General features: G+C 49.4%; 15 protein-coding genes. 7 read left to right on the forward strand and 8 right to left on the reverse strand.

What is annotated here, in order from left to right; translation table 11 throughout:
- Positions 1–48: 48 nt before the first annotated feature.
- The 4 genes from adk (at position 49) to ACP7FG_RS11620 (ending at position 3387) form a co-directional block, all read left to right on the forward strand.
- On the forward strand, positions 49–696 hold the full coding sequence (gene adk, locus ACP7FG_RS11605) for an adenylate kinase (RefSeq protein ID WP_054491058.1): 648 nt from the start codon (positions 49–51) through the stop codon (positions 694–696).
- Between the two features lie 75 nt (positions 697–771).
- A complete protein-coding gene (locus ACP7FG_RS11610; RefSeq protein ID WP_054491056.1) occupies positions 772–1179 on the forward strand; it encodes an MAPEG family protein in 408 nt (135 codons plus the stop codon).
- 9 nt (positions 1180–1188) lie between these two features.
- Complete coding sequence (locus tag ACP7FG_RS11615) at positions 1189–1980, forward strand: alpha/beta fold hydrolase (RefSeq protein WP_439226459.1); 792 nt, start codon at positions 1189–1191, stop codon at positions 1978–1980.
- 18 nt (positions 1981–1998) lie between these two features.
- Positions 1999–3387 (forward strand): MATE family efflux transporter, encoded by a 1389-nt coding sequence (locus ACP7FG_RS11620; protein WP_439226460.1) that lies wholly within the window; start codon positions 1999–2001, stop codon positions 3385–3387.
- Here ACP7FG_RS11620 and hisIE read toward each other — a convergent pair.
- The 8 genes from hisIE to hisG are packed head-to-tail and all read right to left on the reverse strand — an operon-like array spanning position 3384 to position 10438.
- Positions 3384–3992 (reverse strand): bifunctional phosphoribosyl-AMP cyclohydrolase/phosphoribosyl-ATP diphosphatase HisIE, encoded by a 609-nt coding sequence (gene hisIE / locus ACP7FG_RS11625; protein WP_224797165.1) that lies wholly within the window; start codon positions 3990–3992, stop codon positions 3384–3386. The genes ACP7FG_RS11620 and hisIE overlap by 4 nt on opposite strands.
- Positions 3989–4786: an imidazole glycerol phosphate synthase subunit HisF gene (gene hisF, locus ACP7FG_RS11630; protein ID WP_439226461.1), complete on the reverse strand. Its 798-nt coding sequence runs from the start codon at positions 4784–4786 to the stop codon at positions 3989–3991. Before hisF ends, hisIE begins: the two co-directional genes overlap by 4 nt.
- Complete coding sequence (gene hisA / locus ACP7FG_RS11635; protein ID WP_224797166.1) at positions 4768–5505, reverse strand: 1-(5-phosphoribosyl)-5-[(5-phosphoribosylamino)methylideneamino]imidazole-4-carboxamide isomerase; 738 nt, start codon at positions 5503–5505, stop codon at positions 4768–4770. Before hisA ends, hisF begins: the two co-directional genes overlap by 19 nt.
- Entirely contained in the window at positions 5499–6089 is a 591-nt protein-coding gene (hisH, locus tag ACP7FG_RS11640; RefSeq protein WP_417437638.1) for an imidazole glycerol phosphate synthase subunit HisH, read from the reverse strand. Before hisH ends, hisA begins: the two co-directional genes overlap by 7 nt.
- On the reverse strand, positions 6086–7162 hold the full coding sequence (gene hisB, locus ACP7FG_RS11645) for a bifunctional histidinol-phosphatase/imidazoleglycerol-phosphate dehydratase HisB (RefSeq protein ID WP_439226462.1): 1077 nt from the start codon (positions 7160–7162) through the stop codon (positions 6086–6088). Before hisB ends, hisH begins: the two co-directional genes overlap by 4 nt.
- The gene (gene hisC, locus ACP7FG_RS11650; protein ID WP_439226463.1) at positions 7159–8217 is read right to left on the reverse strand and encodes a histidinol-phosphate transaminase; all 1059 of its coding nucleotides are present in this window, start codon (positions 8215–8217) and stop codon (positions 7159–7161) included. The genes hisB and hisC overlap by 4 nt, the downstream gene beginning before the upstream one ends.
- Entirely contained in the window at positions 8214–9542 is a 1329-nt protein-coding gene (gene hisD, locus ACP7FG_RS11655; protein WP_439226464.1) for a histidinol dehydrogenase, read from the reverse strand. The genes hisC and hisD overlap by 4 nt, the downstream gene beginning before the upstream one ends.
- Before the next feature lie 2 nt (positions 9543–9544).
- Positions 9545–10438, reverse strand: a complete 894-nt coding sequence (hisG, locus tag ACP7FG_RS11660) for an ATP phosphoribosyltransferase (protein ID WP_011235066.1) — start codon at positions 10436–10438, stop codon at positions 9545–9547.
- A gap of 336 nt (positions 10439–10774) precedes the next feature.
- On the opposite strand from hisG, the gene ACP7FG_RS11665 reads away from it, so the two are divergent.
- The 3 genes from ACP7FG_RS11665 to tsaB are packed head-to-tail and all read left to right on the forward strand — an operon-like array spanning position 10775 to position 13714.
- Complete coding sequence (locus ACP7FG_RS11665; RefSeq protein WP_054491036.1) at positions 10775–11050, forward strand: hypothetical protein; 276 nt, start codon at positions 10775–10777, stop codon at positions 11048–11050.
- A gap of 50 nt (positions 11051–11100) precedes the next feature.
- Positions 11101–13053 (forward strand): ATP-dependent DNA helicase, encoded by a 1953-nt coding sequence (locus ACP7FG_RS11670; protein WP_439226465.1) that lies wholly within the window; start codon positions 11101–11103, stop codon positions 13051–13053.
- Complete coding sequence (gene tsaB / locus ACP7FG_RS11675) at positions 13031–13714, forward strand: tRNA (adenosine(37)-N6)-threonylcarbamoyltransferase complex dimerization subunit type 1 TsaB (RefSeq protein ID WP_439226466.1); 684 nt, start codon at positions 13031–13033, stop codon at positions 13712–13714. Before ACP7FG_RS11670 ends, tsaB begins: the two co-directional genes overlap by 23 nt.
- The last annotated feature ends 52 nt before the right edge of the window (positions 13715–13766 follow it).

Here is a 13766-nt window from a genome sequence, read left to right on the forward strand (position 1 = left end):
CAGGGTAAAGTTCGGGGCAGACTTTTGAATCATACAAAGAGGTTTTCTATGCGCATTATTTTGTTAGGCGCCCCAGGAGCTGGAAAAGGAACTCAGGCACAGTTTCTGATGAACACTTTTGGGATCCCTCAAATTTCCACTGGTGATATGCTGCGTTCAGCAATAAAATCGGGTTCGGAATTGGGTAAAAAAGCCAAACAAGTGATGGACGCCGGGCAACTAGTGTCTGACGATATCATCATTGAGTTGGTTAAAGAACGTATTGCCGAGCCGGACTGCCAGAACGGCTTTTTGCTCGATGGTTTTCCAAGAACCATTCCACAAGCCGATGCAATGCGCGATAACGGTATTGAAATTGATTATGTACTGGAATTTGATGTTCCGGACGAAATTATCGTTGATCGTATGAGTGGGCGTCGTGTCCACCCTGGATCAGGTCGTGTTTATCATATTGAGCACAATCCGCCGAAGGTAGATGGTAAAGATGATGAAACTGGTGAAGAGCTGGTGATTCGTCCGGACGATCAGGAGCAGACGGTTCGCAAACGCTTGTCGGTTTACCATGAGCAGACAGAGCCTTTGGTTGAGTATTACCAGAAGCTGTCTGAGGAAGGGAAAACAGAGTACCACAAAATTGATGGTACGCAGCCTGTCGACAAAGTCAGTGAGCAGCTTGGCGACTTGCTTAGAAAATAACAGGTTTAGCAAAAGGCTCACATGGTGAGCCTTTTTTGATGACGCCGACTAACAAAGAAAAAGAAGGGGCAGCAAGTGACATCACAACTTACAATTACCGGTTTTTATGCCGGAGTCTTAACGTTAATCTATCTTGCCCTGGCGGCGCGTATTATACGCTTACGCTGGAAGCACCGAGTCGGTATAGGCACCGGCGAAGCTCAGGATCTAAAAGCCGCCGTTCGCATTCATGGCAACTTTATTGAATATGTGCCGTTGGCTCTTATTCTATTTGCTATGATGGAAGTTCAGAATGCGCCTTTAGGCTTACTGCATGGCTTAGGTATTGCGCTGGTTATTGCTCGTTTATGTCATGCCATTGGGTTAACTCGCAGTGTAGGTGTTAGCCTGCCAAGAACCATTGGTGTATTAACAACTTTTGCCGTTTTGCTATTAGCTGCTGGCTACGGTATCGGTCAGTTTGTTGGTGTCAGTTTATCTTAAAGTGAAGTTATGTCTGAAATAGAACCTGGAATTCATTTATATGGCGAGCAGCAAAATCCTCCGGTCATTTTGTTGCACAGCTCGCAGAGTGCCAGTACACAGTGGCGAGCTCTGTTAAAGGACTTAGTGAGCAGCCACTTTGTTATTGCGGTTGATCTCCTTGGTTATGGCCAGGCGCCTAAAGTTGAATTTACGGCGAACTTTCGGCTGGAGCAGGAGCTGCCACGTATCCTCTCTGCTGTCGAAAGTTTACAGCTGAAGCAGCCCGTTCAGCTGGTCGGGCACTCATACGGAGGTGCTGTTGCGCTAAAACTGGCATTAGAGAAGCCCTTTGAGATTGCCGACGTGGTGGTTTATGAGCCTGTGGCCTTTCATGTGCTACCGGATGACTCGCCGGGCATGATGGAAATTCAGGAAATTAGTCAGGCAATGCATGGCAGAGACGCGAAAGAATGCACTCGCACTTTTGTCGACTACTGGAACGATGCCGGTTATTTCGATGCACTGCCTGAGCGAATTCAGCAGTTAATGGTTGCCCAGGCCGATAAAGTAGCGCTGGACTTTGATGCATTGCTTAACGAACCAAGGCGCCTGGCTGACTACAGTGGTGTTGAGCAAAGCCTGCTGCTGTTACAGGGCGATCACACTCGACGCAGCGCTAAGGCGGTTGCTGAGGCACTGTCCACGGTTTTGCCTAATATTACAAGAGAATCGGTTACTGCCGGGCATATGGGACCACTAACTCACCCGGCGGATGTTAACCAACGTATTCTGCGCTTTTTGCGTAACCAACTTCATTAACTCAGAGAATAAGAACGAGTGAACTGGTGGAGCAATAACAAAGACGAATGTCATAAACTGGCCAAACTGACCGGCCCCATTCTGGTTGCCCAGCTCACTCAAATGCTAATGAGTGTGGTCGACACGGTCATGGCAGGACGCAAGGGCGCGCTTGACCTGGCGGCTGTGTCCGTTGGCGGAAGTATTTTCGTGCCCGCCACGTTATTGGTGTTCGGTCTGGCGTTGGCATTAGCGCCAATTATCTCTCATCTCGATGGTTCTAACTCGCACAAGCGCGTTGCCAATATATTGCAGCAGGGCTTGTATGCGTGTGCCATTGTCGGTGTCATTACCTTAATTGGAATGTCGTCCGCTCCATGGTTACTGGATATTATGGAAGTGGAAGATGACTTCCGTGCTATTACGCTGGACTACCTATTTTATATAGCCTGGGGTATACCTGGCTTTGTTATATATGCGGTACTAAGAAATTTCTGCGAAGGTATGTCGAATACCATGCCATCACTAATTATTGGATTCATTGGCTTACTGATCAACATACCGGCAAACTATGTCTTTGTGTACGGTGAATTTGGCATGCCGGAGCTTGGTGGTGCGGGTTGTGGTCTTGCTACCGCTATCGTGCTGTGGGGTATGGCTCTCTCTATGGCCATTTATACCTTTACCGCCAAACGTTACAAACGGTTAAGGTTACTGCGCCGCTGGTATCGTCCGAACTGGGACGATGTCACCTACGTTATTCGTATCGGTTTTCCTATTTCAATGTCACTTTTCTTTGAAGTGAGTTTGTTTGCGGCCGTAGCCTTACTCATAGCTCCTCTGGGGCCAACGGTGGTTTCTGCTCATCAAATTGCGCTGAACATCAGTTCACTGGTGTATATGGTGCCGTTGAGTATCTCTATGGCGGTAACGTTACGGGTTGGCTTTGCGTTGGGAGCCGGGGACCCGAAAAATGCCATGTTGAGCTTTAAAATCGCTATGCTGTTTGGTGGCGCATTCGCAACGGTCAATGGGCTTATCATGTATTTGGGGGGAGGCTGGTTGGCAAGCCTCTATACACCTGACCAGGGCATCATTAACTTAGCAGCCACGCTTATGGGGCTGGCGGCTATATTCACCGTGTCAGATACTTTCCAGGCTATTTCTATAGGTACATTGCGTGGCTATAAAGACACCAAGTACCCGATGATCCTCGCTTTTATTTCCTACTGGCCGTTTGGTCTAAGTGTGGGCTTTATTTTGGGGCGTACCGACTGGGTAGTACCGGCAATGGGGGCCGCAGGTTTCTGGATAGGCTTTATCAGCGGTCTAAGTGTTGCAGCTGTCCTGTTGTCATTGCGCTTACGCCGCGTATCCCGTCGATACGAGCGTAAGCACTTTCGTGAGCAGTTAAACAGTGCCGCTTAACCGCGGCGCTTAGCTAACACCTCTAGCACGTCGTCCAGGCTAAGCTCATTGGCTCGCAACGCGACCAGCAAATGATAAAGTAAATCCGCACTTTCATTAACCAGCTCGTCTTTATCGGCCGTTGCTGCGGCCAGAGCAACTTCAACGCCTTCTTCTCCGACTTTTTGTGCAACTCGTTTTAACCCTTTGGTAAACAAGCTGGCCGTGTAGCTTTTACTGGCATCCGCGCCTTTGCGACTGGCAATAAGCGCATCCAGCTCGTGCAGTAAAGGTTTAGGTGCTTCAGCAAAGCAGCTGCGGTTGCCTAAGTGGCAGGTAGGACCATCGGGCAGAGCCTGAACCAGTAATGCGTCGTTATCACAGTCTGAATAAATACCTTCAAGCTGAAGGTAATTTTTTGAGCTTTCTCCCTTAGTCCATAAACGCTCTTTACTGCGGCTGTAAAACGTTGTTTTGCCAGTTGCTAAACTCTCTTTAACAGCGTCAGCGTTCATATAGGCCTGCATCAGGATTTCACCGGTTAATGCGTGTTGCACCGTGCAGGGTAGCAGCCCCGACATTTTATCCCAGGCTAGCTGGTCTATCGTATCTAACTTAATTCTCATTGTGCCTCCTGAACCGCTTCTATAGGACGAACAGCAACATTATTCGCTGCCATAGCGGCTTTTACGTTGCTAATACTGAATATATTCTTATGAAAAACCGACGCTGCCAGTGCGCCATCAACTTTCGCTTGCTGAAAGGCATCGACAAAATGCTGAATTTCGCCGGCGCCGCCAGAGGCGATTAAAGGTACAGAACAGTATTCACGTAAAGCCGACAGCTGAGCGATATCGTAGCCCCGGCGAACACCGTCCTGATTCATACAATTCAGGACAATTTCACCGGCACCGCGAGAGATAACCTCCTGCAGCCAGTCTTTCGTTTGCCAGGCCGATTTACGAGATTTACTCTCGTCACCGGTAAACTGGTGGACTTCATATTGATCAGACTGTTCGTTATAAAAGCTGTCGATGCCAATAACAATGCACTGCTGACCAAACTCTTCGACCAGGGTATTGATCAAGTCTGGGTTAAGCAGAGCAGGCGAGTTAATGGAAATTTTATCCGCCCCCATAGACAGCATGGTCTGTGCCTGCTCAACCGAACGGATGCCGCCGGCCACAGTGAATGGAATATTAATTTCGCGGGCTACTCGTTCCACCCAGGACTTGTCTACCGTACGTCCGTCAGCCGATGCTGTAATGTCATAGAACACTAACTCATCGGCGCCGCTTTCCGCATAACGTTTAGCCAGAGGCTGAATGTCACCAATAACTTCATGATTACGGAACTTAACCCCTTTTACCACTTGTCCGTCACGAACATCCAGACAAGGAATTACGCGTTTTGCCAGCATGCCAGTGCCTCCTGCATCGTGAAAGCGCCGGTAAGTAAAGACTTACCAAGAATAACTGAGTCACAGTTAGCGGCTTTCAAATCTTTAAGATCATCTAAGCAACTGACACCGCCGGATGCCTGCCAGACCACTTGTGGGTAAAGTGCTTTATAGCGCTTGTAGAGCTCGACATTGGTGCCGGTCATGGTGCCGTCTTTACTGATATCGGTACAAAGCACGTGGCGACAACCCAGATCCAGATAGCGGTTTAGAATATCATCCAGTGTATGCGTGCTGGCCTCTTGCCAGCCGTGCGTAGCCACCATTGCATTGCCATCTGCGTCAATATTGACATCCAGAGCAAGGACTATCTTTTCAGGTCCATAGGTCTCGAACCAGCGAGTGACTTTATCCGGATTATTCACCGCCGTTGAACCAATTACAGCACGTTCAATGCCGGCTTCAAATAAGGCTTCCAAATCTGCTGTTGTGCGTATTCCACCCCCTGCCTGACACCGCATGCCTGACTCTGAGGCAAGTTTAGCCAACAATGCCTGTTGTCGTCTGTCAGGATCTTTGGCACCGTCTAAATCCACCAGGTGCAGCCATTTTGCACCTGCCTCAGCATAAAGCTGAGCCTGGCCTAAAGGTGTTAAATCAAATTCAGTTTTTTGTGCAAAGTCGCCCTGATACAGACGTACAACTTTTCCATCGATAAGATCCAGAGCAGGGATCAACATAATTTTAACTCCAAAAAACGTTTCAACAGAGCTTCGCCGGTTTTACCTGAGCGTTCGGGGTGAAACTGCGCACCAAAATAGTTGTTGTGCCGTATCATAGAGGCAAACCGTTCACCGTATTCGCTGCTGGCAATGGTGTACTCATCAACGGCTACAGCAAAACTGTGTACGAAATAGCAGTAGCTGTCGTTTGTGTCTACTAACGGGTTGTCCTCGGTTGGCTGCAGTGTATTCCAGCCCATGTGCGGCAACGGAAGACCATACTCGCGAAGGCGTTTGGTTTTCGCCGGAATCAGGTTAAGACAATCAACGTCACCCTCTTCTGAGTGCGAGGTCAATAATTGCATGCCCAGACAAATACCCAGCACGGGCTGGGTTAATTCTCGCAGCGGCTCTACGAGTTGCTTTCGCTGCAAGTTACGCATAGCCGCCGCAGCAGTGCCTACACCGGGCAAAATGACACGGTCTGCGGCTCTTATTTTTTCTGCGCTATCGGTAATAAGAACCGAGTAGCCCAGCCGTTCCACTGCAAAGCGGACCGATGTCAGGTTGGCACACTCGGTATCGACAATCACCACATTCATGCCAGCATCCCCTTACTCGACGGCAACTGTTGGTCTCCGGTTTGTGTTATAGCCTGACGCAGAGCCCGGCCAAACACCTTAAACAGGCTTTCAACCTGATGGTGAGTATTACCTTCAGTCGTCGACAAGTGCAGACTCATTGCCATGGCGTCGGTTAACGAGCGGAAGAAGTGTTCAACCATTTCGGTGGATAACTCGCCGACTTTGTCGCGAGTGAAATCGGCTTCCCATTTCAAATAGGGACGTCCGGATAAATCGATCAGACATTCCGCGCGACATTCATCCATAGGCAGAGCAAAGCCAAAGCGACCAATGCCACGTTTGTCACCTAGTGCAGAGCGCAATGCCTGTCCCAGTGCCAGAGCGGTGTCTTCAATGGTGTGGTGATCGTCAATGTGCAAGTCACCCTTAACCTTAACCGAAAGCGAGAAACCTGCGTGTGTGGCTATTTGCTCAAGCATGTGATCAAAGAAGCCAATACCGGTATCAAATTCGCGCGGTGCCTGGCTGTCTAAATCCACCTTAATGTTAATATCCGTTTCCCGGGTGGTACGTGTAACTGACGCTGTACGCGGGTTGTCCAGTAGCTGGTGAACAATGGCATCCCAGTTAAGCTCGCCACGGCTGTAGCGCAGGCCTTCAACACCCATATTCTCAGCCAGTTGCAGGTCGGTTTCACGGTCACCAATAACGTAGGAATTGGTAAAATCCACACGGCCTTCTTTCAGATACGACTTTACCAGCCCAAGCGCAGGCTTACGGCAGCTGCAGTTATCACTGTCAAAGTGAGGGCAAATCAGAACGTCATTAAACCGAATACCTTGTGATTCAAACACCGCCATCATCAAATTATGTGGCGCGTCAAAATCAGCCTGCGGGAAGCTGTCTGTCCCCAGACCATCTTGGTTGGACACCATCACCAGCTGATAACCCGCCTGTTGTAGTTTCAGCAAAGCCGGTACTACGTTCGGTTCAAAAACCAGCTTCTCAACACTGTCCAACTGCTTGTCTGTGGCCGGCTCTTCAACCAGTGTTCCGTCACGGTCGATAAATAAAATAGGTTTCTGGCTCATGAAAAATAATCCTTTAACTGTTGAATCAGTTCATCATTTTCGGCTGCACTACCAATGGTTATGCGAACAACGTTGTTTAGGCCCCGCTGCGCTGACTGATTACGTATTAATAACCCCTTTTCGGCCAGGGTAGAAACTAATTCAGCGGCATCTTCACACTGATACAATAAAAAGTTCGTGTCACTTTCTGCCATCAATGTCATTGGTGTCTGTTGTAGCGTGGTTTCAACACGTTTGCGCTCAGATACGAGTGCAGACACCTGCTGCTGAACTCGTTCCAGCGAGCTTGTCTGCAAAGCCTGAATAGCAATTTGGACCGTTGGGTCGGGCAGTGGGTAGGGGGCAAGAACTTTCTGCAATAACCCAATAATCTCTTCACTGGCTAATAAAAAGCCGCAGCGAATTCCGGCCAGAGCAAAAGCTTTAGATAAGGTGCGTAGCACTACCAGGTTCGGGTAGCGTTTCAGCCAACCGGCAACGCTGTTACCAGAGCTAAACTCAATATAGGCCTCGTCGACAACCACAATAGATCTTGGAGAGTGCTGTAAAACTTGCTCAATGTCATCCGGATCCAACCTGTTGCCCAGAGGGTTTGAAGGTGAACATAAGAAGATAACCTTAGAATCAGCTGCTGCGTCTATCACTGACTCGGTGTCCAGTTGCCAGCTCTTCAGTAACGGAACTTCGGTAACACCAACGGCAAAGGTTTTAGCCGAAATAGCGTACATACCGTAAGTCGGCGGGCAAATCAGTACCTTGTCCTGACTGGGTTCACAAAAAGCTCGTATCAGTAACTCGATACCTTCGTCTGAACCGCGGCTGCTTAATACCTGTGAGGATTCAACTCCGGCGTATTCAGCGTAAGCCTGATTTAAAGGCTGAGACTGAAACTCCGGGTAACGGTTAAGCTTGCTGTCATCGACAGTGTACGAGTTACTGTACGGAGACTCGTTGGCGTTCAGCCAGATATTGCCGCCGCTCATGCTGCGACGCGCTGACGCATAAGGCGTTAACTGCTTCAGGTGCTGGCGCTGTAACTGGTCAACAATGCTCATGGTTTGCTCTCCGTACTTTTAGTCTCCGTACGAATAGTCACAGCACGTTTGTGCGCATCTAAACCTTCAACGTCGGCCAGAGTGGTAATGGCTTCTGCTAACTGGCGTAGCCCATCCTGACTGGCTTCCTGTACCGTATAGCGACGGTAAAAGTCGACCAGTCCCAGGCTGCTGTAGTTCCGCGCATAACCATAGGTTGGCAACACGTGGTTGGTGCCGGTGGCGTAGTCTCCGCCAGACTCCGGCGTATAGTGTCCGACAAAAACAGAGCCTGCACGAGTTAACTGTGGCAACAGGTCTCGCGCGTTATCCGTCTGAATAGAAAGGTGTTCGGGTGCATAGGTTTCGCTAATGGCTATGGCTTCATTCATATCGGCAACCACCAACAGGCGGCTGGCCTGCAACGCCTGTTCAGCAATATCAGCACGGCTTAGCTGAGCGCATTGTGCAATCAGCTCCTGTCGTACATTTTCGGCTATTGCCATCGAGGGCGTAAGCAAAATAACCTGAGAGTCAGGTCCGTGTTCGGCTTGTGACAGTAAGTCTGCCGCCACATAAGCCGGGTTTGCGCTGTCGTCAGCAATAACCAACAGCTCGGAGGGGCCTGCCGGTAAATCCATGGCACAACCGCTGTCGTTTTGGCTGACTTGTTGCTTGGCTTCGGTCACGAAGCTGTTCCCCGGCCCAAAGACTTTACCCACAGCAGGCGATGACTCAATACCGTAGGCAAGCGCGCCGATTGCCTGAGCGCCGCCACACAGGAGAATATCGGTTATGCCGCAACGCTTAGCCGCGTAGAGCAGGGCGGCTGGTAATTCGCCCTGTTTATTAGGCGGGCTGACCATAACCACACGCTGACACCCGGCAATTTGCGCGGGCACACCGAGCATTAATGCAGTGGATGGCAAGGTTGCGCTTCCACCGGGAACGTATAAACCGACGGCATCTAACGGCGCATAACGCAATTCACACTGCACGCCTGGCGCGGTTTCAATACTTAAGTTCTGCGGACGTTGCGCTTCGTGAAAGCGGTAAATGGTTTGGTACGCAGTATCTATGGCGCGTTTTACTTTGTCATCTAAACCCGCTATAGCCGCATCGACTTGTTCACTGCTCATGCGCAATGAGGTCGCCTCCGGATTGTCGAACTCGCGGGTATAATTCAGTACCGCGCGCTCACCGTTATCACGAATGTCGCTTAGAATAACAGAGACTTTCTCACGTAAAGATTCCGCCTGAGCCCGTCCGGGGCGCGCTAAGCGTTGAGCTTGTTCCGCTTCCGACAGGCTCTTCCATTGTTCAATGGGTATCCGTAACTCACTCATGATCACCCCATCATCTTTTCAATAGGCAATACAAGTATTGAACTGCAGCCCATAGATTTAAGATCTTCCATGGTTTCCCAGAATAACTTCTCGGTGCTGACCATGTGTACGGCAACTTGTTCGTCGGTGTGGCTAAGCGGCAGAATCGTCGGTGTTTCTGCACCGGGTAATAACTCGACCACTTGCTCTAATTTGTTCTTTGGAGCGTGCAGCATAATGTATTTGCTTTCCCGCGCCATTTGCACACCGTCTATGCGTGGCAGCAACTGATCTATCATGGCTTGTTTTTCTTCCGACAGGCTGTCAGCGCGTTGTATTAGCTGAGCCTGGGAACGGAATATCACATCTTTCTCTACGAGTCCGTTCGCTTCCAGCGTAGCACCGGTGGATACTAAGTCACAGATAGCTTCAGCCAGACCGGCACGGGGAGCAACTTCCACAGAACCAGTCAGCATTACCGTACGCGCATTCACGCCGTTGTCTTTCAGGTAACGCTTAAGCAACTGAGGGTAGGTGGTTGCGACTCTTAAGCCGTCTAAATCTTTCAATGACTGATACTGGCTTTCTCGTGGAACCGCCAGCGACAATCGGCACTGACCGAACTCAAGTCCACGTAATGGCTGATAGGCCGCGACAGAATCGGTTGCAATGCGCTCTAACCGAGCTTCTTCCAGCACGTTTTCGCCAACCAGACCTAAATCAACCACACCGTCCATAACCAGACCGGGAATGTCATCATCACGAACGCGCAGTAAATCGATAGGATGACTGGTGCTGTGCGCAATTAAACGCGCTTCGTTAACACTGAATTTCACGCCACAGGCGTTCAGCAGTGCCATAGATTCTTTACTCAGTCGTCCAGATTTCTGTATCGCAATGGTTAAACGGTCAGTCATAACAGCTCCTAAAATAAAAAACCCCCGAAGGTGGATGCCTTTCGGGGGTTGTATAGTCAATCGAAAGGCTAGCGTTTATACGGCTAGCCCGAACATTAAGTTCACGGCTAGGCCATACAATTCCAATGATGATGATGGTGGCTGTGAACAAAATGCATGATTAACGCTCCAAAGAAATAAATGTACTTCGTTAAGTTGTATAGCACTATAACACTTGAGGAATGTAATGCAAGACTAAACTTATTGGTTATTCAGTCGATATCAGGTTATTATTTAACCAGTGGTTGTATAGTCAAATAAATAACAAACCTTCTAAAGAGGCGTAAGACAAAAGCAATGGCTAACTTTGATGCAATGGTCCCGCTGATCCCCAAAGACACTCGTGTGCCTGTGGATCACGCCCGTGAGCAAATGAAAATCAACCAGGTTGAAAAAATACAAGAGCTTCGCGCCGTCAATGAAGAAGAAGGTTCGACTGTTAACAGCGACAAGCAAAGACAGGAAAATGAGCAACACCAGCAGCAAGGCCAGCCATCTGCTCAAACGGAAGTTGAAGAGCTTGCAGATGACGATGAAACCTCATCTTCAGGACATATAGACACCTACGCCTGAGCAAACATCTATGTCATAATACGCGTCTATTTTTTTTAGCGGTTAGGGTTATGGCAACAGTTCTATCAGTATTTAAGCCAACAGGCGAACTGGCGCAGGCAATTACAAACTTCCAGCCGCGGGCTGCTCAGCAGCAAATGGCAGAAGCCATAGCTGCCACCGTTAAGAAAAAAGGCCAACTTGTTGTTGAGGCCGAAACCGGTACCGGGAAAACTTTTGCGTACCTTGCTCCAGTTCTGCTGGGTAAAGGTAAGGCCATTATTTCCACCGGAACTAAAAACCTCCAGGAACAATTGTTCCACCGTGACTTACCCACGCTAAGAAAAGTGCTGGCGCCTGAAAAAGTTGTCGCCTTACTTAAAGGTCGTTCAAATTATTTGTGCCTGCACCGCATGGAACAGGCGGTTCAGCAAGCCGGCCAATTCAATAAAGACATTCAGAGTCAGTTAATTACCGTTAAGCGTTGGTCGACATCGACACGCAGCGGCGACATGGGGGAGTTGAATGCTCTGCCGGAAGACGCCTCGGTTTTGCCTCAGGTTACCAGTACTCAGGACAACTGCCTGGGCCGAGACTGCCCGGTGTATGAAGACTGCCACTTAGTCAAAGCCCGCAAAGAAGCCATGGAAGCCGACATTGTGGTGGTGAATCATCACCTTTTCTTTGCCGATATGGCGCTAAAGGACACGGGCTTTGGCGAGCTGATTCCCAGTGTTGATACTGTGGTGTTTGATGAGGCGCATCAAATTCCGGATATCGCCAGCCAGTACTTTGGCGAAACAGTTTCCAGTCGACAATTATCCGAATTGTGTGAAGAGCTTCAACGTTTGTGTATGACTGAGCTTAAGGACTTGTCTCAGGGCAGCGCTATGGCTCGTACGTTATTGCAGACTCTGAAAGACTGGCGATTACTGTTTCCACGAGACCCTATGCGCGGCAATTGGCGTGACTGGCGTAAAAAGCCGGAGGTGGCGGAAGTCGCAGAGCGTGTGCAGGAACGTCTGACTTTGCTGACCGAGGTTATGAAAACCGCCATAGGCCGTAATAAAGACCTGGATAACTTGCATGAACGTGCCGAGCAGCACCTCTACATATGGCGTCAGTTAATGGATGTGGATCGCACGGGTTACAGCTTCTGGTTCGAAACCACGCCGAGGCATGTCAGTTTGCACCAGACACCGTTAAGCGTTGCTAAAACCTTTGGTGGTTATATCAAACGCAACAAAATGAGCTGGGTGTTTACCTCCGCAACGCTGGCTGTTAACGGCCAGTTTGACTACTTTACCAAGCGTCTGGGTATAGAAGAGGCCGATACGCTGTTGCTGGAAAGCCCATTTGACTTCGCCAGCCAGGCTAAATTGTGTCTGCCACGTTATTTGCCCGAGGCCAATGATCCAAACCGGCATCAAATGCTGACAGAAATTGCTGAGCAGTGCGTTCAGGTAAACCAAGGCGGCACATTTTTGTTGTTTACCAGCCACCGAATGCTGCAACAAATGGCAACAATATTAAGGGACCGGCTGGACCGGGATATTCTGGTTCAGGGCGAATCGGGCAAAACAGAATTATTGGAAACCTTCACTAAAAAGGGCAATGCCGTTCTGTTGGGGACCTCTTCTTTTTGGGAAGGGGTTGATGTACGTGGTGAGGCGCTACGCTGCGTTATTATTGATAAACTCCCGTTTGCATCACCCGATGACCCGTTATTAAATGCCCGTGTTGAAGACGCACGGCTACGTGGCGTTGATGCTTTTAGCACGATACAATTACCACAGGCCATCATTGCTTTAAAGCAGGGGGCAGGGCGCTTAATTCGCGACAAAGACGACTCCGGCGTATTAATTGTTTGCGACAGTCGTCTGGTAACGCGCCAATACGGCAAGCAGTTTTTATCCAGCCTTCCGGCTATGTCACGAACCCGCGACTTAAATCAGGCGCTGGAATTTTTAGCGCAGGTTGCAGAGAAAGATGAAACCAAAAATGAAGAACTTACTAGCAGTTGATACCTCGACTGAAAATTGCTCCGTGGCTTTGCAGTGGCAAAACACCTTTTTCAGTGAAGCCATTGAAAGCCCAAGAGAGCATTCTCAGCGGTTACTGCCCTTTGTTGAAAAAGTACTGCAGCTGGCAGAAGCAAACTTGAATCAGCTGGACGGGCTGGTTGTCGGTGTTGGCCCGGGAAGTTTTACCGGAGTACGTATTGGCGTGTCGATGGCGCAGGGGCTGGCTTTTAGCTCCGAACTGCCGGTGTTTCCAGTCAGTAGCCTGCAGGCGTTAGCGCAGCAGGCTATACGCAAGCATGATGCAGAAGCCGTTGTTGCCTGCATTGATGCACGCATGGGCGAAATTTATTACGCCCTTTATCGCAGCAAGAATGGTGTTGCGGAAGCTATAACAGAACCGGCTGTTGCAGTGCCATCTGCGGACTTGTTTTCAGAGCATGATTTGCAAGGGTTCTATACGGCGGGTACTGGTTGGGATAACTATTCTGACGTGCTGGATCCGAATAAAAAATTAAAATACAGCAACGATTGTCGACTGCCACTGGCAGAGGATATGCTTACAGTCGCTGTGAAAGGTGAGATTTCAGCCGTAAGTGCGGAGCATCTGGAACCGCTTTATGTACGTAATGAAGTAACCTGGAAAAAATTGCCGGGTCGGTAACTTGCCGAATGGCACTGAACTCGCCATAATAAAACTAGTCTTAGTAACAGAT

The organism is Idiomarina sp. ST10R2A5, from assembly GCF_051842325.1.
In the GTDB taxonomy this organism is placed as follows: domain Bacteria; phylum Pseudomonadota; class Gammaproteobacteria; order Enterobacterales; family Alteromonadaceae; genus Idiomarina; species Idiomarina abyssalis.

Excerpts from the sequence above, each read along its gene's own strand:
- adk (WP_054491058.1), top strand. The coding sequence starts at position 49 with ATGCGCATTATTTTGTTAGGCGCCCCAGGAGCTGGAAAAGGAACTCAG.
- ACP7FG_RS11615 (WP_439226459.1), top strand. The coding sequence starts at position 1,189 with ATGTCTGAAATAGAACCTGGAATTCATTTATATGGCGAGCAGCAAAAT.
- hisIE (WP_224797165.1), bottom strand. The coding sequence starts at position 3,992 with ATGAGAATTAAGTTAGATACGATAGACCAGCTAGCCTGGGATAAAATG.
- hisF (WP_439226461.1), bottom strand. The coding sequence starts at position 4,786 with ATGCTGGCAAAACGCGTAATTCCTTGTCTGGATGTTCGTGACGGACAA.
- hisA (WP_224797166.1), bottom strand. The coding sequence starts at position 5,505 with ATGTTGATCCCTGCTCTGGATCTTATCGATGGAAAAGTTGTACGTCTG.
- hisH (WP_417437638.1), bottom strand. The coding sequence starts at position 6,089 with ATGAATGTGGTGATTGTCGATACCGAGTGTGCCAACCTGACATCGGTC.
- hisB (WP_439226462.1), bottom strand. The coding sequence starts at position 7,162 with ATGAGCCAGAAACCTATTTTATTTATCGACCGTGACGGAACACTGGTT.
- hisC (WP_439226463.1), bottom strand. The coding sequence starts at position 8,217 with ATGAGCATTGTTGACCAGTTACAGCGCCAGCACCTGAAGCAGTTAACG.
- hisD (WP_439226464.1), bottom strand. The coding sequence starts at position 9,542 with ATGAGTGAGTTACGGATACCCATTGAACAATGGAAGAGCCTGTCGGAA.
- hisG (WP_011235066.1), bottom strand. The coding sequence starts at position 10,438 with ATGACTGACCGTTTAACCATTGCGATACAGAAATCTGGACGACTGAGT.
- ACP7FG_RS11665 (WP_054491036.1), top strand. The coding sequence starts at position 10,775 with ATGGCTAACTTTGATGCAATGGTCCCGCTGATCCCCAAAGACACTCGT.
- ACP7FG_RS11670 (WP_439226465.1), top strand. The coding sequence starts at position 11,101 with ATGGCAACAGTTCTATCAGTATTTAAGCCAACAGGCGAACTGGCGCAG.
- tsaB (WP_439226466.1), top strand. The coding sequence starts at position 13,031 with ATGAAGAACTTACTAGCAGTTGATACCTCGACTGAAAATTGCTCCGTG.